The sequence below is a fragment of the Haloarchaeobius iranensis genome, from assembly GCF_900103505.1.
Lineage (GTDB): Archaea > Halobacteriota > Halobacteria > Halobacteriales > Natrialbaceae > Haloarchaeobius > Haloarchaeobius iranensis.
Genome location: NZ_FNIA01000003.1, coordinates 115,103 through 132,423 on the forward strand (window position 1 = coordinate 115,103; position 17,321 = coordinate 132,423).

Here is a 17,321-nt window from a genome sequence, read left to right on the forward strand (position 1 = left end):
TTGTTCCCGTGTGCGACGCCACCGCACGTCCGAGGTGGCTACTTGCCCACAGCCATCGACGTGCCGGTATGCGAATCGAGAGCGACCCACTGACCTGCGAGAACTGCGGCGACCTCGACCACGGCGACGTGGAGACGGTACCCGAGGTGCCGAAGCTCGACCCCGAGAGCTACGCCGTCGAGGGTGAGGGAACCGACGTGTACGTCTGTCGCGGCTGCGGTTCGGTCCTCGGCGTGCGGTGATCAGGCGCGGACGCGGCCGAGGACCGTTGCCACGACGACGGCGGCGAGTACGGTGACCACGGTGAAACCAGGGGTCGAACTGCCGTCTGTCTGCTCGCCGGCCGTGTCCGCCGTCCCGTCGTCGGTGCCCGCAGCGGCTGCCGCTGTGTCGGTCGCCACGCCGCCCCCATCGCCGTCGGTCACTGGCGTACCCGCCCCGGCATCTTCACGGAGCGCCGCCGCGATTCGTTGGGCCGCCGTCTCGTTCGCCGCGGTGACCACGAACCGTGGGTCCTGCTCGAACGCGCCGCTCTCGATGGAGTCCGCCAGCGCCGGGCCGAGCGCGTGCCAGGCGGTCACCTCCCCGTCGACCACGGTGAGCAGGCAGTACCCCGGGTCGTCCGACGACCGCCCCCACTCGCAGTTCCCGGCTCCGGTGGTAGTGAAGCCGTTCTCGACGAGCGTCGTTGTGAACGACTCGGCACCCGCCTGGGTCAGGGTCACCGGAATCCGGTACCCGCCGCCGGTGCCGGCTTCCGGCTCCCCGACGGACGCGAGGTCCTCGGCCGTCAGCAGCGTCTCGTTCGTGGAACCGTCCTCGGTCGGGTAGTGTGCGAGAATCGTGACGTTCGTCTCACCGGCCTGCCCCGTGGTCGAGACGCCGGCGACCACGCCCAGACTGGCGGCGAACACCAGTGCAGCGGCCACTATGGCGATCATGTGTCGAGAGCGACTGCGCGTCATGTTCCGGAGTTTGCCACCCTCACATCATAAGACCGACGGGTCGTCGCTCGGCTCACCGACGCTCGCACAGCACGAACGTCACCTGCTCGCCGAGACCGTCCCGCACCGTCCGCTCCCACACGACCTCGAACCCGGCGTCGTCGAGCAGCGAGAGCGTCTTCGCGCGGCCCGGAGCGCTCCAGTACATATCGACGCCGTCACGGAGCCAGTCCGAGCGCGTCCCGTCCATCGGCCGCTGCGAGACGTTCGCCAGGAGCCGGCCGCCGGGCTTCGTCGCCCTCGCGAACTCCCGGTACACCTCGCCGTGGCGCTGTCGGTCGACGTGGAACACCGCGTAGTAGGCGACCACGCCCGCCACGCTGTCGTCGGCGAGCGGGAGTGTCGTCATGTCCCCCTGCACCCGGTCGACGGCGGGCACGTGGTCGCCCGCGAGCCGAAGCTGCGCCGCCGAGATGTCGAGCCCGACGACGGGGCGGCTGTCGACGATGTGTGCGGCCGTCCGTCGACCGTCGCCACAGCCAGCGTCGAGTATCGGCCCCCGCACCGCGAGCCCGTCGAGCAGGTCGTCGAAGAGGGCGGTCTCGGGGCCGTCGGTCCGCCGGAACTCGCCGTAGGCCTCGCCGACGGCGTCGTAGGCCTCTCTGACCGCGTCCGGATGCATACCTCCCGTAGGCGCCGCAGCGACTAAACCGCCGTGCCGACGGCTCGTCGTCGGCCGTCCGGACGCGCGGAGTCACGACTGGTCGGTGTAGCGTCGAAAGAAGTGTCGCAGAATCAACTGCGAGAGTTTACGAAATTACGAGCGGACGACGTTCTTGGCCCGGGGGCCCTTCGGCGCGTCTTCGATGTCGAATTCGATCTCCTGTCCCTCTTCGAGGTCCGGTCCGCCAACGTCCTCCATGTGGAAGAAAACGTCCTCGTCCGCGTCCTCAGTCTCGATGAAACCGTAGCCGCCAGTGTCGTTGAAGAAGTCAACCTTGCCGTTTGCCATTGCGAATGTAGAGAGCCGGGGGAGACGTATAAGGGTTCCGTGTTGTCTCACCCGTGACAACGGGTTAGCGTGGTCGAGGCGCTCGAATTCGTGGTTCTCGGGGAGGTTCGATCATTTCTCGACGACGCGAGAGGTGCTGGGAGGTGCGCTCCCGGCAGCTACGGACGCCTCAGTCGTCGGCCGGTGCGGCGTCGACCAGGCTCTCGGGGTCCACGGAGCCGTACCGCACCACGGCGTCGAACCGCTCCAGCGCGAAGCGGTCACCGTCCCCGATGCCGCGGTCGCCGCCCGGCTCGCGGAGGTGGCGGTCGACGAACCGCTCGGCGACGAGCGCGGTGCGGGCGTCGTCCGCCTCGTCGATCTCGGTCTGGCCCTCCCGGCAGAGCAGGGCGGCGGTGTAGACGTCGAAGACGAGGTCGGCGAGCTCCTTCGCCTGGAGCTGGGCGTAGTCGCCGTCCTCGGTCGCGAGCGTCGCCATCGCAGTACCGAGGTCGGCGTTGGCCGCCTCGACGGCGGTCTTCGTCTCCGCGAGCGCGGGATGTTCGACGGCGTCGAGGTTCGCCCGAATCTCGGCGAGCAGCGGCTCGTGGGCGTCCTCGGACTCCAGCCCGCGGAGGAGGTCGAGCGAGAGGATGTTCGACGTGCCCTCCCAGATGGGGAGCACCTGCGCGTCCCGGAGCATCCGGTGGGTGACGAAGTCGTTCACGTAGCCGTTCCCGCCGAGTACCTCCATCGCGTAGGAGGCCGTGTCGACGGCCAGCCGGGCCGTGCGGTACTTGGCGACGGGAACCAGCGCGCGCATCAGCCGGTAGGCCTCGTCGTCACCGGCCTCGCGCTCGGCGAGCACCCGGCCGGCGTCGAACGTGTACGCCGTCGCGGCTTCGTGGTCGACCGCCATGTCGACGAGGTCCCGCTTCATCAGCGGGTACTCCTGGATGGGAGAGCCGAACGCCTCCCGGTTGGCCGCGTGGACCTTCGCCTCCAGCAGACAGCGGCCCATGATGGCGACCGAGGCGGTGGCGTTCGAGAGGCGTTCGAGGTTCAGCATGTCGGTCATGTATTTGAACCCGCGCTCCTCCTCGCCGACGAGGTAGCCCGTCGCCCCCTGCAGTTCGACCTCGCCCGTCGGTACGGAGATGGTGCCGAGCTTGTCCTTCAGCCGGCGGTAGCGCTGGTCGTTCAGCTCGTCGGTCTCGTCGGCGTCGCCCTTCGTGTGTGGGACGAGGAACAGCGAGAGTCCCTTCGTGCCGTCGGGCGCGTCGGGCGTCCGTGCGAGCGCGAGCGTCCCCTCGGCGTCGATGTTCGAGCAGAACCATTTCTCGCCGGTGAGCTCGTACTCCCGGCCCGCGACGTGCTCCGCGACCGTCTCGTTCGCGCCGACGTCGCTGCCGCCCTGTTCCTCGGTGAGGAACATCGCTCCCTCGACGTTCTCGTCGCCGTCGCGCGCGACGAGGCGCTCGTAGTACGAGTCGAGAACGTCGCCCTCGCCGTACTTGTCGAGCACGAGGGCGACTCCGCCGGTCATCGACACCGGGCAGGTGAACCCCGGGTCGGCGTACGAGAGCAGGTACTCCATCGCGAGGTGGTGTGTCAGCGGCATCGCCCCGTCGCGGCCCGGCGGTGCCTCGAAGGCGTCCGCGACGATGCCCGCGCCGTAGGCGATGCGCTCGTTCTCGTACTGCGCCGGGTGGTACTCGACCTCGTTCTGGACGTTCCCGTGTGCGTCGTAGGTGTGGAGTTCGGGGCCGTGGTCGTCGACCGTGTCGGCGTTGTCCGCGACGGTGTGGCCCACCGCCTCACCGAACTCGCGGAGCCGCGGTTCGGCCCACTCGTGCTCCGCCTCGTCGAGCACGCGAGCGACCTCCCGGCGGAACGTCCGGTCGAGGTCGAAGTAGTTCACGTGACGGCCGGCCTCGAACCGGCCGTAGTCGATGGGATCCATGATCACAGTTCCCACGGCAGAGGGCAAAAAACCGGGTAGAATAAACGGCCGGAAACAGTGCGGGAGTTCGGACTCAACCGACCCGACCGCCCACGATAGCCGCGACGACAGTGAGGACGACGCCCAGCGCGAGCAAGGCGGTGTTCGCGACCGTGCTGTCGGCGCGAGTCACCGAGAGCGAGTAGTTCCGCGAGGAGACCGGCCAGAACGGCGCGATGCCGGCGGGCGTCAGCACGTCACCGACGAGGTGGGCGACGATGCCGTAGGTGCCGACGACCACACCTGCCAGCCCGGCGACCCGCGGGTCGAGGCCGAGTGTCGGAGCCGAGGCGTAGCTCGCGCCACCGAGGACTCCACCGACGAGGAGTGCGAACGCCAGCGTGTGCGTCGGGCCCCGGTGTTCGACGAACGGGACGCGCAGGTCGTAGTCCGGCAGTGGCGCGAGCGCGAGCATCGCCGCGCCACCCAGCAGGCAGACGGCGGGGTAGCCCGCGACCAACAGCGCGAACCCGACGGGTGCATACAGCAGCAGCGAGACGCCGTAGTGTCCGGTCCGGTACATCTACGCCCGACTTCGGAGTGTGGCCCCTCCAACGTTTCGCTGCCAGGGCGAGCGGAACGTAGAAGCGGCTTACTGTTGTACGTGGTGTATGCTCGACCAGATTACGGACCTCCTCGCGGGGTACCCGCCGCTCCAGCGGACCGCGCTCGTCCTCGGCCTCTCGTTGGTCTGTGCCGTCGTCCTGGAGTTCGTGGTGCTCAAGGCAGCCATGCGGTTCGTCAGCGGGACCGAGAGCACGGTGGACAACATCGTCGTCGGGGAGCTTCGCATCCCCATCGTCGTCTCGGCGGTTCTGGGCGGGGTCTGGTTGCTGACGGGGCCAGGTGCGGTCGACACCGGCGTCTTCGAGCCCCAGCAGCTCACGGACTTCTTCGGCCAGCCGTCCGCCTCCGTCATCGTCCTCGTCTGGGCACGGGCGCTGAACAACATCGTCAACCGCGCCGTCGAGGAGGTGAAGGGCGAGGGCGGCCACTACGACTTCGCGCCCGTCTTCTCGAACGTCTGGACCCTGGTCGTCCTCGTCGGGTCGGCGTTCCTGCTGCTCACCATCTGGAACATCGAGATCACCCCCCTGCTCGGCGCGGCCGGGGTCGCCGGCATCGCCATCGGCTTCGCCGCGAAGGACACCGTCGCGAACTTCTTCGGCGGCCTCGCGCTCTACTTCGACGACACGTACAAGATCGGCGACTACGTGGTGCTGGACACCGGCGACGCCGGCACCGTCGTCCGCGTCGGTATCCGGTCGACCACGCTGCTCACCCGCGACGAGGTCATGGTGACGGTGCCTAACTCCGTCCTGAACTCGGCGCGCATCATCAACGAGTCCGCGCCGCAGCGACGGAAGCGCATCCGCGTCCCGCTCAGTGTCGGTTACGGCACCGACCTCGACGAGTTCGAGGAGCTGGTCGTCGCGGTGTCCGAGGCGGAGTCGCTCGTGAAGGACTCCCCGAAGCCCCGGATGCGCTTCCGCGACTTCGGCGACTCCGGGCTGGAGTACGAGCTGCTCTGCTGGGTGTCGAGCCCGAGCCGCGAGCAGAAGACACGTCACAGGCTCAACCGGGCCATCTACAAGCAACTGCTCGAGGCGGAGATAGAGATGCCGTTCCCGAAGCGCGACGTGACGCTCTCGCTCGACGAGTCGGACCGACGTGTCATCGCGGACGCCGACGGTCTCGCGACCGCCGAATCCGACGACGACTGACCAACCTGGGAGGGACAGCGTAGAAGTGGATCCGGGGCGTCGGGATGGATATGTCGAGTTTCGTCGGCGTCCTCTACGACACGTTCGGCGCGTTCCTCATCCCGGCGACCGTGTTCGCCGTCGGCATCCTGTTCTACGGCGTACTGGTCTGGCTGAACCGAATCGAGATCTGACTACTCCTCGACGATGATCTCGCCGGCCATGCCCTGCTGGCGGTGCGGCGCGCAGTAGTACTCGTACGTGCCCGGGGTCTCGAACGTGTAGCTGTAGACGTAGCCCGTGTCGAACAGGTTGTTGCTGTCGCCCTCGGTGCCCTCCCAGCTCGCATCCTCTGGCTGGTTCTCGACGACGATGTTGTGCGTGTCGCTCTCCCACTCCCAGGTGACCTCCGTGCCGGGGGAGACAGTGAGACTGTCCGGCTCGAAGACGAGCTGGTTGTCCGGACCGACCAGCACCGTGTTCTCGGGGATATCGTCGCCACCGTCGCCGTCACCGCCCATACAGCCCGCGAGGGAGACAGCGAGGGTTGATGCACCGACACCGAGTAGTCTCCGTCGAGAGACTCGACTATGTTCCATAGCGGTTTGAAGTTACCACCTCAGGAGCAAAAAGGCTGGTAATCCGGCTCAGTGCACGGCCATTCCGACCCTGTATTTTCTTGCCAGTGGCCAGTGAACTGATAGGTATGCCGGACCGTGGTCCGCGACCGTTCCGGTTCGACGCCGAGGTCTCGCCCGGGGAGAAACGGCACTTCAAACACGAGGTGGGCGAGACGTATCTCGGTGACCCCGTCGAGATACCCGTCACCGTCGTCAACGGCACCCGCGACGGGCCGCGCGTGTTCTTCTCGGCGGCCATCCACGGGGACGAGCTCAACGGCGTGAAGGTCGTCCAGGAGGTCGCCGACCGGTACGACCCCGCGGATATCCACGGCACGCTCGTCTGTCTCCACGTGCTCAACGTCCCCGGGTTCCTCGCCCAGCAGCGCTACATCCCCATCTACGACCAGGACCTGAACCGGTCGTTCCCGGGCAAGAGCCACTCGAACACGGCGGAACGGATGGCCAGTGCCATCTATCGGACCTTCGTCTCGCAGTGCGACCTCGGCGTCGACTTCCACACCTCGACACGCAACCGGACGACGATGTACCACGTGCGCGCCGACATGGGAAACGAGACCGTGTCGCGGCTCGCCCGCGCCTTCGGCGCGAACGTCGTCCTCTCGGGCGAGTCGGAGTCTGGCATGCTCCGCAGCGTCGCGACCGCCGCGGGCACCCCCACCATCACCGTCGAGATGGGGAAGGCCCACCGCTTCCAGCGGCCGCTCATCGACCGCGCGCTGGAGGGCGTCGAGAGCGTCCTCGCGGAGTACGGCGTCCGCCCGGACCAGCCGGTCACCTGGCCGGGCTGGCGGAAGGTCATCGACTCCGCCGCGGAGAAGACGTGGTTGCGGGCGGATTCCGGCGGTCTCGTCGACATGGAGTGGGGACCGTACCCGCTGGTCCACGAGGGCGACACCATCTGTACCGTCTCGGACCACTTCCGGACCGAGGAGCGCGTCGTCACGGCTCCCTTCACCGGTCTCATCGTCGGCATCCTCGAGAACCCGCTGGCCCAGCCCGGCCACCCCCTCTGTCATCTGGTGCGTCTCGACGGGGAGACGACACGGGCCGTCGAGAACGAGATCGAACGGGGCGACGCCGGCGGCTATCGGGCGGATGGGTTGCGGTGGTCGGGGGACGGCGAGGCCGAGTGAGCGCCAGCGAGCGAGGCCTCGAGGCGGAGCGGGGAGCGCAGCGACCCGCGGAGCAAGGCGGCGAGTGAATGTTGACGGCGAGGCCGAGTGAGCGCCAGCGAGCGAGGCCTCGAGGCGGAGCGGGGAGCGCAGCGACCCGCGGAGCAAGGCGGCGAGTGAATGTTGACGGCGAGGCCGAGTGAGCGCCAGCGAGCGAGGTCACCGAGCGTCTCGGGAGCCCGAACAGCTTCCACTTTCGGGGGACATCAATCAGAACAGCACGCGTTCGACCCGGCGACGGGGTACGCCCGTCCCGAGCAGTCGCTCGACACGAGCGGCGAGCCCAGAACGAGGTCACGCCTCAGAGCGGTTCCGCGTCGTACCCGGCCATCTCTATCTTCTCGACGAGTTCGTCGACGGCGGTATCGCCCTCGACGGTCGCCGTGGACTCGTCGACGTCCGTCTCGACGCCGTCCACACCGTCGGCCATCCGAATCGCCTTTTCGACGACCTCAGCGTGGGTCTCGTACGTCATTCCACGAACGCGGATTCGCGTCGCCATAGCGGTGTGTCGTCACCCGGGCATAGAACAGTTTTGGTCGGACCCCCTCCCGTCGACGGCGGTACGTCGGCGCTGCGGACCGGCCGGTCACTGCCGGACGGTCTGTTCGAGCTCGGCGTCGGTGTCGCTGTCTTTGACCTTCGGTCGCCACTCCGACTGGACGAGCAGGCTCACGTCGAAGCGCTCGACCAGGTCGAGGTCGACCCCGCCCGCGAGGAGTTCGCGAACGTCTCCCTTGGGCACGTTCGCGTCGATGAACACTCGCGAGTCGGCGGTGAGGAACGCGTGTTCCACGTCCTCGAGCGCGGCGAAGCGGTCGACGACGTCCGTGTCGACTGTCGGCGAGAGCTCGGCCTCGACGAGCACGGAGACGCCGTCGTTGAGCTTCGAGCTGTCCACGTCGATGGTGAAGCGGCGGATGACGCCCATCTCGCGCAGGCGGTCGATTCTGTCGGAGACCGTCGGCGGGGACACGTCGACGATCTCCGCGATGTCGCTGTACGTCCTGCTCGCGTCCTCGAGGAGCAGGCGGAGGATCTGTAGGTCGGTGTCGTCCAGCTGGCGCATGTCAGACTGTGGTCTATTATCCACCATACACTTTTCGACATAGTTTGAGATTTTCACCTTAGTAAATTTAACCGAACCTGGGGCAGGTCAGCGCTCGGTCCGGAAACCCTGTCCGAGACGTCTCTCGGGTTCGGTTGTCCGTCCAGTACGGCGGGGCGGGAGTGCGGGTGGACTACCGCCCCAGCGTGTGGAACTCCGCGTTCGGTCGCATGTCGGCGAGATGAGCCATCCTGTTCGAGAGGTTGAAGAACGCGGCGACGCTCCCGACGTCCCAGATGGCCTCCCGGGAGAAGCCGTGCTCGCGGAGGCGCTCGAAGTCGGCCTCGTCGACCTCGGCCGGCCGTTCGGTCAGCTTCACGGCGAGGTCGAGCATGGCGCGGTGGGCGTCGTTGAGGTCCGCGATGCGGTGGTTGGAGACGAGCTGGTCGGCGAGGTGCGGGTCGTCCGCGTAGATGCGGACGAGCGCCCCGTGAGCGACGTTGCAGTAGTAGCAGTCGTTCGCACCGCTGACCGCGACGACGATCATCTCGACCTCCTCGCGCTCGAGCGCGGTGTCCTCGACGAGCGCGTCGTAGTAGTCGAAGAAGGCCCGGAAGTGCGAGGGCTTGTAGCCGTACGCGAGGAAGACGTTGGGGACGAAGCCGGCGCGTTCTTCCTCCTCGTCGATGCGCTCGCGCAGGTCGTCGGGAAGTTCGTCGACGTCGGGGACCGGGAATCGCGTCATCGCGGGGGTGCCGTCGCTCATACGCGCGACGACGGCGACCGGGACAATCAAACCATCGTCGTTCGGGACACCACGGCACTCTTTGTCACGGGGCGCGTCACGTAACGTATGGGTCGATACTCACGACGCGCACTGCTGGGGACGGTCCCCCTTGCGGCCGGCCTCGCTGGCTGTCTCGGCGGCGGTGGCGGTGACGACGGCGGGGATGCGACGACCGAACCACCGGAGACGACCGCGATGGAGACCGGGACGCCGACCGTCGAGCCGACGACGACAGCCACGACGACCAGCGAGGGCGTCGACTCGACGGTCGTCGTCGGTCCCGGCGGGTCGCTCTCGTTCTCACCGGCGACCATCGCGGTTCCGGCGGGGACGGCGGTCACGTTCGAGTGGGACTCCGGCGGCCACACCGTCACGCCCGAGAGCCAACCCGACGGCGCGGAGTGGGTCGGCGTGCCGTCGACGGAGTCCGCTGGCTTCGTCCACGAGTTCACCTTCGGGGTGGCCGGCACCTACCGGTACTACTGCGACCCGCACCGTGGCGCGGGGATGACGGGACAGGTCATCGTGGAGTGAGCAGCCACGGCGGTCGGGGCGACGCGGCTGGACGGCGGACCCCGTCCGAGCCGAGAACTTGATACCAGCCCCTTGACTACCGGTTGGCGTGGAGAACGTAACGGACCGGGTGTCGAACCCGTTCGACATGCGCCCGCCCCCGGAGTATCCGCCTGTCGACGACGGGCCGGCCGCCGTCCCCGGCTACGGCGACGCGAACGCCGACTTCCACGTCGTCGGTGCGTCGTCCGCCCAGCACGGCGGGGAGACGACCGGTGTCCCGTTCACGGAGACCGAGGGTGCGCGCCGACTGCAGGGCGTGCTGTACGACGTGGGGTTCCTCGCCGACCCGTACAGCGACGCGCCGGAGCCGACGAACCTCTTCATGAGCTACCTGTTCATGCCCCGGTTGCCCGATGGGCGCGAACCGACCGCCGAGGACTACGAGTTCATGGAACGGTTCTTCGACGCGGAGTTCCGCGCCATCAACGCCCACATTATCCTCCCGGTGGGCGCGACGGCCATCGACCGAGTTGTCCGGGAGTACACGACGCTCAGGCGTCGGTTCCCGGACCCCATCGACGACCGGGCGATACACGCGACGGAGGTCAGGGGGCGGGGGTTCCTCGTGGTGCCGGTCGCGGACCCGGAGACGTGGGACGATAGGGAGGCGGACGCGCTCCGCGAGCGACTGCGGGCCATCCTCGACTCGGATTACCGGCAGACGAAGGGCGTCGCGACGCGGGTCGGGTGACCGACGGACGGCGGCGGTCAGAGACGGGCCGCGATCTTCGGCCGGACGAACGCGCTCAACAGCAGGACCACGACCGAGAGCAGCGGCAGGAGCATCACCAGCAGGTCCACGGCGAGCATCGGCGCGGCCTCCGCGGCGTCGAGCACGAGTCCGACCAGCGGTGCAGAGACACCGACGACGTAGAGGTACGTCGGCTTGAACTGCTGTGCCATCCGCGTGTGTCGGATGATGACCAGGTAGACCAGCGGCAGGACGAGCGCGCCGGCCAGCAGCAGGCCGCCGTACGCCCCTGCCGCGATGGCGACGGCGAGCGAGACCCCGACGGTCTCGTTGACGGTCACCCACTTGTACGGCCGCCGGGCGCGGACCGCCCGGTTGAGCGCGAACACGAGGACGGTGACGCCGACGAGGCCGGCGAGCGCGCCGTACCACTGCCGTGTCGGGAGGGGTGGCTCGGTCACCAGCGCGCCCTCCTCGGCGATGAACGTGGCTGGCTGGGTGAGTCCGTGTCGCGACTCGACGAGAGCGGCCTGCAGGGCCGCGGTGTCGGTACCGGCGGCGCGCAGGCGGTCCGCGAGCGTGGACAGCCCGCTCTCGTGAGCCAGCCCGTACTGGACCAGTCCGGCGATGTAGAGGAGCACCGCCGAGAGCATGAGCGGCCAGCCGAGGCTCAGGCCGTTCCACCAGTTGAACAGCGCGTTGTCGGTCCAGCCGCCCGTGCTGGTCCCCGTTGCGGGCGAGGTCCGCGTGCCGTCGGCCGAGTGCCCGCTGTTGGTCGACGTGCTCCGTGTCGACCCGCCGGCGCTTCGGGACGAGGAGGTGCTCCCGGTCGAACTGCTGCTACCCCGACTCGTCCGCTGTGACGCCTTCGAGGTCGCGGACTGGCTGGCGGAGCTCCGCGAGGTGCCAGTGCTGCCCGAACTGCCGCTGGACCGGCTGCTGCCCGAACTACCGCTGGACCGGCTGCTGCCCGAACTACCGCTGGACCGGCTGCTGCCCGAACTACCGCTGGAACGGGTTCGCCCGCTGCGCGTCGAGCCCGTGGAGCGACTCGTGGTCCGCGAGCTGGTCGCAGAGCCGCTCGCCCGGCTCGTCGAGCTGTCGGACTCACCGCTGTCGCTGGAGCCGCTCCCCCAGATGTCGCCGGAGGGGAAGCCGCCGATGCGCTTTGCGACGTAGTCCTTGTGCCCGAGTCGGTCGTAGGCGTTCCGCTCCGAGGAGTCGTTGAGGGTCTCGTAGGCTTTCTTGAGGGCGTTGAACTGGGCGGGGGCGTCGGGGTCGTCGTTGAGGTCCGGATGATACTCGCGGACCTTGGACCGGAACGCCTCCTTCACCTCGGCCTGGGAGGCGTCCTCGTCTATCTCCAGAAGTTCGTAGAAGTCCATATCGTCGTCAGCCATGCTGATGAGAGTACGTCTATTCCATCTCGGGTGCCGGGCCATATAAGTTCCATTGGCCGCGGCGGTGGCTACTGGAAATCGGCCAGCGTGGACTGGCCGTCGGTCCCGTCCGCCCCGCGCCGTCGCGAGCGGTCCTGCGACGGCCCCGCTGCGGTCTCACGGCCGCCCCCGGAGTCCCAGGAGTCGAGGCTCGCCTGGTTCCGCTCGGTGAAGGCGAGGTTCGAGACCCGGACACCGACCTTCCGCACCGGCGCGTCGTCGAACTCCGCGAGGAGCTCCAGTGCAGTCTCGACGACCAGCTGTCCGTCGGCGACCGGCCCCGGCAGCGACCGTTCGCGGGTGTTCACGTCGAACGGCGGCTCGACGGCCTTGATGCCGATGGTCCGGTAGAGCGCGCCCTCGCGGTCGGCGCGGTCTGCGACGGCCTCGGCGAGCGTCCGCACCTGCTCGCGCTTCGGCTCGGGCTCCGTGACGGGCTCCCCGAAGGCCGACTCCCGCGAGAAGCTCTTCGGCAGCCCTCGCGGTGTCACCGCACGGTCGTCGTTCCCCCGCGCCCGGTCGCGGAGCTCCGGGCCGCGGTCGCCGAAGCGCTCCGCCAGCGCCCGGCGGTCCGAGCCAGCGAGGTCGCCGGCGGTCTCGACGTCGAACTCGTCCCGCAACTCGCGGGCCGTCACCGGGCCGACGCCGTGGATCTCCTCGACCGGCAGCGGTTCGAGGAAGCCTCGCAGCTCCGCCGGCGGTACCACGACCAGTCCGTCGGGCTTGTCGTGGTCGCTCGCGACCTTCGCGGCGCTCATGTTCGGTGCCACGCCGACGCTGGCGACGACGCCGACCTCGCGCTCGATGCGCTGTTTGACGTGTCTCGCGAACCCCTCGGCGACGCTCCAGTCCGTCCGCTCGGTCACGTCCAGATACGCCTCGTCGATGCTCACCTCGCGGACCGTGTCCGCGCAGTCGTGGAGGATGGCCTTCACGTCGCCCGCCACGGCGTCGTAGTAGTCCAGGTCGACGGGCCGGTACAGCCCCGTCCCCTCGAGGTCGTCCGCGTCGGCCCGCCGCGGGAGTCGCTCCAGCGCGGTCGTGATGGCCTGCGCGCTCTCGACGCCGTACTCCCGGGCCTCGTAGCTCGCCGTCGCCACCGCGCCCGTGTCGTCGCCCGGCTCGTACCCCATCCCCACCACGACCGGCTCGCCCCGGAGCTCGGGCTCGCGAAGCCGTTCACAGGCCGCGTAGAAGCAGTCGATGTCGACGTGCAGGACGATGCGGTCCTGGGCGTCCTGCGCCGGCGAGACGCCTGGGAGACGTTCACCGGGTCGGGTCGGGTCCTCCGGGTCGGCCATCGCGTGTTCGGCTGTCGGTTGGGGAGCGAGGTGGATGAGTGTTCCGTCCGGTCCGTCAGTGCCGTCGCCCGTGGCTGGTTCCAGCCCGGTACGACGCACGCCCGAACAGTGTCCTCGCGGTCAGCACCGGCCGGTCCGGGAGGAGTGTGGCGAAGGTGGGCCGTGGTGCTGTGCCCCGCTCCGCGTCCGAGTACGGGGTTGATGTCGAGAACGTGGGTGCTGGCTGGGAGCTACCGCCGCCGGAACGGCGGTTCGTGGGCGGCTCAGATACCGATCGAACCCTTCGCGAACGCCAGCCCGTTCCTGACGGGGTCGGGACGGGCGATGCGGTCCAGTTCGTCGCGGTCGAGCTTGAAATCGAAGATGTCGATGTTCTGTTCGATGTGGTCCTCGCTGGTGGATTTGGGGATGGCGACGACGTTCCGGTGCTGGGTCGCCCAGCGGAGCGCGACCTGCGCGGGGGTCTTGTCGTAGCGCGTGCCGATGGACCGGAGGAGGTCGTCGTCGAGGACCCCGCCGGTGCCGAGCGGTGAGTAGGCGGTGAGCAGGACGTTCGAGTCCTGGCAGTAGCGCAGGAGGTCCCGCTGGGGTTTGAACGGGTGGAGCTTCACCTGGTTGGTGAAGATGGGCTCGGGTGAGACGCGCTGTGCCTTCATGAGGCGCTTCTTCGAGAAGTTCGAGACGCCGACGTGGCGGACGTCGCCACGTTCGACGAGGTCGGCCATGGCCTCCATCGTCTCGCGGAGGTCGGCGAGCGGGTTCGGCCAGTGCAGCAGCAGGAGGTCGACGTAGGAGGTGTCGAGGCGGCGGATGCTGTTGGCGACCGAGCGCTTGAGGCGACCTGGGCGGAATCGGTCCGGACGGACTTTCGTGGTGAGGAAGACGTCCTCGCGGTCCACGTCGGCGTCGTGGATGGCGTTGCCGACGTAGCGCTCGTTGTCGTACGCCTGGGCGGTGTCGATGTGTCGGTACCCCGCGGCCAGCGCGGTACGGACTGCGCCGTAGGTCTCCTGGCCGTCGGTCTGCCAGGTGCCGAGGCCGATCTTCGGGACGGCGGTCCCCTGGACCGTTTCGTACTCCATGCCACGGCGTTGGGCTCGGGTCGGCATAGGCCTTGACACTTCGGACTGCACCGTCGCCACCATGGATATTAGGTATTAATATGCTACTAATTCTTATAACGAGTTGCCAGAAACCCTTTTATACAAGTCTCGTGCTACGAGGTACCACGATGACGAACGACAACCGCACGATGAAAGAGGTCAGCCACACGCCACCGAACGGGGAGTCCGTCACCAACGTCTGGGAGCGAGGGGACGAGTCGCCGGACGAGCCGCGAGACGACTGAGTTCTTCTCCCGACATTCGAGCCGGGAGCGGTGCGACCGACGCACCCGGACCGACCGTCGCCTCACACCCGGCCATCGAGACCGCCGAGCGGAGCGCTCGGTAGTCTCATTGTGTCACCGTTTCACAATCGTAGGAACGCTTTAGCGGCTCCCTGCCGATTCCTCTCGTGTGGCTTCGATACTCCACGACGCCGGCGAGGAGCGACCCGAAGCGCCCGACGTAACCGACCGCGGAACCGGCCACGCGGGGGTGTGCTGATGTCGACGTACGTCGCCTCGAACGGCGAGTACTACACCGCGAGCGAGGTCGTCGAGAACGTCGAGTCCGGACGCTGGACGGCGCACCTCTGGGAGACAGACACCGACCGCCAGCTCGTCGAGACGCCGCGGGAGGAGATACTACTGCTCGTGCCGGCGACGGAGGTCGACTTCGCGCCGGCGTTCGAGCCGGCCCACTAGGCGGGCGGCAACGGTTACTCGCAGCCGACCGACCGAGCGACGGCGACGAGTTCGGACCGCGAGAGCGACCCCTCGACCGAGACGCCGGCGTACTGCGGGCCGTCGCCGCAGGACCAGACGACCGACCCCAGCGAGTCCGTCGCGACGTAGCGGCCCTCGGTGTCGCCGATTTCGACGGTGTCACCCTCCGCCGAACCGGTCGAGCGGGGCTCCGAGTGCTTGCTCACGTAGAGGACGTCGCCGGCGTCGTTCCGGTAGAACACCGTCACGGTCGTGACCTCGCCCCGGAGCACGCCAACCTGGGACGGCTCGTACCCGTCGGGCACGTCCGGCTCCGGAAGCGTCGTCGAGACGTTCGCCGCCGCCGCGGCGCGCGTCTCGAACGTCTCCTGGCTCTCGTCGAGGTCGACCACGCTCGCGTCCTCGGGCGGGGCGAAGCGGAACCGCGAGTCGGGGATGTCCGGGTCGAAATCGACGTTCGTGTACTCCGAGACGACGCGGAACTCCTTCCCGTTGACCGTCATCGACTGGGTCACCTTCGTCGGGAAGTAGCGCTCGCTGTCGAGGTAGTACCGGATGCGTGCGTCCGACGCCACCCTCGCGACGTCGCCGCGGGGGGCCAGTTCGACGACGTGGGTCTCGCGGCCCGCGACGGTCTCCGTACCCTCGTAGGACGCGGTGTAGTTCTCGACCCGCGTCGTCGCGTTCCTGACCGCCGCGTCGGGTTCGTCCTCGACGGGCACCGACGGCGCGGGGCCCATGCCGACGGTCGGCGGGGACTGGACCGTCTCGTTGTCGCTGGCCGCGACCGCGTCGAACACCTGTCGGAGGAACGTGTCCATCCTGATCGCGTCCCCCTGGCCGCGTTCGTAGGACTGCGTCCGGACGACGCCCCGGCTCTCGTTGTACACCCAGAGCTGCGAGCCGTTGGCGACGACGACGTTGCCCCGGCGGGCGTCCGGTTCACGGACCTCCTCGCGGACCGCGCCACTGGCGGGCCGGAGCCACACCGCCGACTCACGGTGTTCGGTGCTGTTCCCGTGGGTGATGGTCGTCTCGACGACCGCGTGGACGCCGTCGATGGACTCGTAGGCCTCGACGGCCGCCTCGCCGTCGACCGTCGGGGTCGCCTGTTCGCCGTCGTCGACGAGACCCAGACAGCCAGCACCGACGACGAGCAGGAGCGCGACGGCGACGAGAGAGCGAGGGAGGGCCGACATTTTCGCGAGTGTTACGCCCGATGATAATTAGGCGTTTCCGTCCGCGCGAGCCGTGCGAACCGGCTGACGCGGGGTACCGCAGACGAAGTCCCTAAGGATGTGCCAGCCTGAGCGGTGCGTATGCAAGCGCTGGTCATCGTGGCACACGGGTCGCACCTCAACCCGGCGTCGAGCACACCGACCTACGCCCACGCGGACACCATCCGCGAGTCGGGCGCGTTCGACGAGGTGCGCGAGGCGTTCTGGAAGGAGGAACCGAGTTTCCGCGACGCGCTCCGGACCGTGGAGTCCGAGGAGGTGTTCGTCGTCCCCCTGTTCATCAGCGAGGGCTACTTCACCGAGGAGGTCATCCCCCGCGAGCTCCGGCTCGACGAGTGGGACCCCGACCTGTGGGAGTCCGACGGGACGAGCGCCTCGCAGGCGACGCTGTACGCGGAGGACGTGGACAAGACCATCCACTACTGTGGCCCGGTCGGGACCCACGACGCGATGTCCGATGTCATCGTCAAACGCGCCGAGTCGGTCACCGAGGACCCCGACGTCGGCGAGGGGTTCGGCCTCTCGGTCGTCGGCCACGGCACCGAGCGCAACGAGAACTCCGCGAAGGCCATCGAGTACCACGCGGACCGCATCCGTGACATGGGCCGCTTCGACGAGGTGAAGGCCCTCTACATGGACGAGGAGCCGGAGGTCGACGACGTGACCGACTACTTCGAGAGCGAGGACGTCGTCGTCGTCCCGCTGTTCGTCGCCGACGGCTACCACACCCAGGAGGACATCCCCGAGGACATGGGCCTCACCGACGACTACCGGACGGGCTGGGACACCCCCGCCGCGGTCGACGGCCACCGCATCTGGTACGCGGGCGCGGTCGGCACCGAGGACTTCATGGCCGACGTCATCCTCGAGCGCGCCGCCGAGGCCGGTGCCGACATCCGGGACGCGCTCGAGAAGGTCCGCGAAGCGACCGGCGGCGTCCCGGCCTCGGGTGACTGA

The 17,321-nt window shown here is 68.5% G+C and carries 21 protein-coding genes; 8 read left to right on the top strand and 13 right to left on the bottom strand.

The genetic code is table 11. The features are described 5' to 3' along the window. The first annotated feature begins 68 nt into the window (after nucleotides 1-68). Entirely contained in the window at nucleotides 69-242 is a 174-nt protein-coding gene (locus BLT27_RS19620; RefSeq protein WP_175526366.1) for a hypothetical protein, read from the top strand. Here the strand turns inward: BLT27_RS19620 and BLT27_RS03410 are convergent, their stop codons facing one another. The 5 genes from BLT27_RS03410 to BLT27_RS03430 form a co-directional block, all read right to left on the bottom strand. Continuing rightward, the gene (locus BLT27_RS03410; RefSeq protein ID WP_089731632.1) at nucleotides 243-965 is read right to left on the bottom strand and encodes a preprotein translocase subunit SecD family protein; all 723 of its coding nucleotides are present in this window, start codon (nucleotides 963-965) and stop codon (nucleotides 243-245) included. 52 nt (nucleotides 966-1,017) lie between these two features. Beyond that, complete coding sequence (locus tag BLT27_RS03415) at nucleotides 1,018-1,626, bottom strand: class I SAM-dependent methyltransferase (protein WP_089731633.1); 609 nt, start codon at nucleotides 1,624-1,626, stop codon at nucleotides 1,018-1,020. 135 nt (nucleotides 1,627-1,761) lie between these two features. Beyond that, complete coding sequence (locus tag BLT27_RS03420) at nucleotides 1,762-1,956, bottom strand: cold-shock protein (protein ID WP_089731634.1); 195 nt, start codon at nucleotides 1,954-1,956, stop codon at nucleotides 1,762-1,764. 169 nt (nucleotides 1,957-2,125) lie between these two features. Beyond that, nucleotides 2,126-3,898, bottom strand: a complete 1,773-nt coding sequence (locus BLT27_RS03425) for an acyl-CoA dehydrogenase family protein (RefSeq protein WP_175526367.1) — start codon at nucleotides 3,896-3,898, stop codon at nucleotides 2,126-2,128. A gap of 73 nt (nucleotides 3,899-3,971) precedes the next feature. Continuing rightward, complete coding sequence (locus BLT27_RS03430) at nucleotides 3,972-4,460, bottom strand: metal-dependent hydrolase (protein ID WP_089731635.1); 489 nt, start codon at nucleotides 4,458-4,460, stop codon at nucleotides 3,972-3,974. An 88-nt stretch (nucleotides 4,461-4,548) separates the two neighbouring features. Between BLT27_RS03430 and BLT27_RS03435 the strand changes: the two genes are divergently transcribed. Together BLT27_RS03435 and BLT27_RS20365 are read left to right on the top strand one after the other, a co-directional pair. Next, the gene (locus BLT27_RS03435) at nucleotides 4,549-5,661 is read left to right on the top strand and encodes a mechanosensitive ion channel family protein (protein WP_089731636.1); all 1,113 of its coding nucleotides are present in this window, start codon (nucleotides 4,549-4,551) and stop codon (nucleotides 5,659-5,661) included. 50 nt (nucleotides 5,662-5,711) lie between these two features. Beyond that, nucleotides 5,712-5,834 carry a hypothetical protein gene (locus tag BLT27_RS20365; RefSeq protein ID WP_281241448.1) on the top strand — a complete coding sequence of 41 codons (123 nt, stop codon included), beginning with the start codon at nucleotides 5,712-5,714 and terminating at the stop codon, nucleotides 5,832-5,834. Here the strand turns inward: BLT27_RS20365 and BLT27_RS03440 are convergent, their stop codons facing one another. Continuing rightward, complete coding sequence (locus BLT27_RS03440) at nucleotides 5,835-6,239, bottom strand: plastocyanin/azurin family copper-binding protein (RefSeq protein ID WP_089731637.1); 405 nt, start codon at nucleotides 6,237-6,239, stop codon at nucleotides 5,835-5,837. It abuts the gene before it with no gap. Between the two features lie 107 nt (nucleotides 6,240-6,346). Between BLT27_RS03440 and BLT27_RS03445 the strand changes: the two genes are divergently transcribed. Then, entirely contained in the window at nucleotides 6,347-7,417 is a 1,071-nt protein-coding gene (locus BLT27_RS03445; RefSeq protein WP_089731638.1) for a succinylglutamate desuccinylase/aspartoacylase family protein, read from the top strand. Nucleotides 7,418-7,757: 340 nt separating this feature from the next. Here BLT27_RS03445 and BLT27_RS03450 read toward each other — a convergent pair whose 3' ends face one another. The 3 genes from BLT27_RS03450 to BLT27_RS03460 all read right to left on the bottom strand — a co-directional run bounded on the left by BLT27_RS03450 (nucleotide 7,758) and on the right by BLT27_RS03460 (nucleotide 9,270). Further along, nucleotides 7,758-7,958 (bottom strand): heavy-metal-associated domain-containing protein, encoded by a 201-nt coding sequence (locus BLT27_RS03450; RefSeq protein WP_089731639.1) that lies wholly within the window; start codon nucleotides 7,956-7,958, stop codon nucleotides 7,758-7,760. A gap of 87 nt (nucleotides 7,959-8,045) precedes the next feature. Further along, entirely contained in the window at nucleotides 8,046-8,525 is a 480-nt protein-coding gene (locus tag BLT27_RS03455; RefSeq protein ID WP_175526369.1) for an Lrp/AsnC family transcriptional regulator, read from the bottom strand. Nucleotides 8,526-8,697: 172 nt separating this feature from the next. Beyond that, complete coding sequence (locus BLT27_RS03460) at nucleotides 8,698-9,270, bottom strand: peroxidase-related enzyme (RefSeq protein ID WP_089731641.1); 573 nt, start codon at nucleotides 9,268-9,270, stop codon at nucleotides 8,698-8,700. Nucleotides 9,271-9,357: 87 nt separating this feature from the next. Between BLT27_RS03460 and BLT27_RS03465 the strand changes: the two genes are divergently transcribed. Next, a complete protein-coding gene (locus tag BLT27_RS03465; RefSeq protein ID WP_089731642.1) occupies nucleotides 9,358-9,825 on the top strand; it encodes a plastocyanin/azurin family copper-binding protein in 468 nt (155 codons plus the stop codon). Nucleotides 9,826-9,913: 88 nt separating this feature from the next. Further along, complete coding sequence (locus BLT27_RS03470) at nucleotides 9,914-10,558, top strand: uracil-DNA glycosylase family protein (protein WP_089731643.1); 645 nt, start codon at nucleotides 9,914-9,916, stop codon at nucleotides 10,556-10,558. 17 nt (nucleotides 10,559-10,575) lie between these two features. Here the strand turns inward: BLT27_RS03470 and BLT27_RS03475 are convergent, their stop codons facing one another. The 3 genes from BLT27_RS03475 to BLT27_RS03485 form a co-directional block, all read right to left on the bottom strand. Then, on the bottom strand, nucleotides 10,576-11,958 hold the full coding sequence (locus BLT27_RS03475) for a DnaJ domain-containing protein (RefSeq protein ID WP_175526370.1): 1,383 nt from the start codon (nucleotides 11,956-11,958) through the stop codon (nucleotides 10,576-10,578). A 68-nt stretch (nucleotides 11,959-12,026) separates the two neighbouring features. Continuing rightward, entirely contained in the window at nucleotides 12,027-13,298 is a 1,272-nt protein-coding gene (dinB, locus tag BLT27_RS03480) for a DNA polymerase IV (RefSeq protein ID WP_089731645.1), read from the bottom strand. A 263-nt stretch (nucleotides 13,299-13,561) separates the two neighbouring features. Next, complete coding sequence (locus tag BLT27_RS03485) at nucleotides 13,562-14,380, bottom strand: aldo/keto reductase (protein WP_089731646.1); 819 nt, start codon at nucleotides 14,378-14,380, stop codon at nucleotides 13,562-13,564. 524 nt (nucleotides 14,381-14,904) lie between these two features. Between BLT27_RS03485 and BLT27_RS03490 the strand changes: the two genes are divergently transcribed. Continuing rightward, nucleotides 14,905-15,105, top strand: a complete 201-nt coding sequence (locus BLT27_RS03490) for a hypothetical protein (RefSeq protein ID WP_139172240.1) — start codon at nucleotides 14,905-14,907, stop codon at nucleotides 15,103-15,105. A gap of 14 nt (nucleotides 15,106-15,119) precedes the next feature. Here BLT27_RS03490 and BLT27_RS03495 read toward each other — a convergent pair whose 3' ends face one another. Continuing rightward, nucleotides 15,120-16,325, bottom strand: a complete 1,206-nt coding sequence (locus BLT27_RS03495; RefSeq protein ID WP_089731648.1) for a LolA family protein — start codon at nucleotides 16,323-16,325, stop codon at nucleotides 15,120-15,122. 120 nt (nucleotides 16,326-16,445) lie between these two features. On the opposite strand from BLT27_RS03495, the gene BLT27_RS03500 reads away from it, so the two are divergent. Next, nucleotides 16,446-17,321 carry a CbiX/SirB N-terminal domain-containing protein gene (locus tag BLT27_RS03500; RefSeq protein WP_089731649.1) on the top strand — a complete coding sequence of 292 codons (876 nt, stop codon included), beginning with the start codon at nucleotides 16,446-16,448 and terminating at the stop codon, nucleotides 17,319-17,321.

Coding starts and splice junctions, on each gene's coding strand:
- BLT27_RS19620 (WP_175526366.1), top strand. CDS start 69: ATGCGAATCGAGAGCGACCCACTGACCTGCGAGAACTGCGGCGACCTC.
- BLT27_RS03410 (WP_089731632.1), bottom strand. CDS start 965: ATGACGCGCAGTCGCTCTCGACACATGATCGCCATAGTGGCCGCTGCA.
- BLT27_RS03415 (WP_089731633.1), bottom strand. CDS start 1,626: ATGCATCCGGACGCGGTCAGAGAGGCCTACGACGCCGTCGGCGAGGCC.
- BLT27_RS03420 (WP_089731634.1), bottom strand. CDS start 1,956: ATGGCAAACGGCAAGGTTGACTTCTTCAACGACACTGGCGGCTACGGT.
- BLT27_RS03425 (WP_175526367.1), bottom strand. CDS start 3,898: ATGGATCCCATCGACTACGGCCGGTTCGAGGCCGGCCGTCACGTGAAC.
- BLT27_RS03430 (WP_089731635.1), bottom strand. CDS start 4,460: ATGTACCGGACCGGACACTACGGCGTCTCGCTGCTGCTGTATGCACCC.
- BLT27_RS03435 (WP_089731636.1), top strand. CDS start 4,549: ATGCTCGACCAGATTACGGACCTCCTCGCGGGGTACCCGCCGCTCCAG.
- BLT27_RS20365 (WP_281241448.1), top strand. CDS start 5,712: ATGTCGAGTTTCGTCGGCGTCCTCTACGACACGTTCGGCGCGTTCCTC.
- BLT27_RS03440 (WP_089731637.1), bottom strand. CDS start 6,239: ATGGAACATAGTCGAGTCTCTCGACGGAGACTACTCGGTGTCGGTGCA.
- BLT27_RS03445 (WP_089731638.1), top strand. CDS start 6,347: ATGCCGGACCGTGGTCCGCGACCGTTCCGGTTCGACGCCGAGGTCTCG.
- BLT27_RS03450 (WP_089731639.1), bottom strand. CDS start 7,958: ATGGCGACGCGAATCCGCGTTCGTGGAATGACGTACGAGACCCACGCT.
- BLT27_RS03455 (WP_175526369.1), bottom strand. CDS start 8,525: ATGCGCCAGCTGGACGACACCGACCTACAGATCCTCCGCCTGCTCCTC.
- BLT27_RS03460 (WP_089731641.1), bottom strand. CDS start 9,270: ATGAGCGACGGCACCCCCGCGATGACGCGATTCCCGGTCCCCGACGTC.
- BLT27_RS03465 (WP_089731642.1), top strand. CDS start 9,358: ATGGGTCGATACTCACGACGCGCACTGCTGGGGACGGTCCCCCTTGCG.
- BLT27_RS03475 (WP_175526370.1), bottom strand. CDS start 11,958: ATGGCTGACGACGATATGGACTTCTACGAACTTCTGGAGATAGACGAG.
- dinB (WP_089731645.1), bottom strand. CDS start 13,298: ATGGCCGACCCGGAGGACCCGACCCGACCCGGTGAACGTCTCCCAGGC.
- BLT27_RS03485 (WP_089731646.1), bottom strand. CDS start 14,380: ATGGAGTACGAAACGGTCCAGGGGACCGCCGTCCCGAAGATCGGCCTC.
- BLT27_RS03490 (WP_139172240.1), top strand. CDS start 14,905: ATGTCGACGTACGTCGCCTCGAACGGCGAGTACTACACCGCGAGCGAG.
- BLT27_RS03495 (WP_089731648.1), bottom strand. CDS start 16,325: ATGTCGGCCCTCCCTCGCTCTCTCGTCGCCGTCGCGCTCCTGCTCGTC.
- BLT27_RS03500 (WP_089731649.1), top strand. CDS start 16,446: ATGCAAGCGCTGGTCATCGTGGCACACGGGTCGCACCTCAACCCGGCG.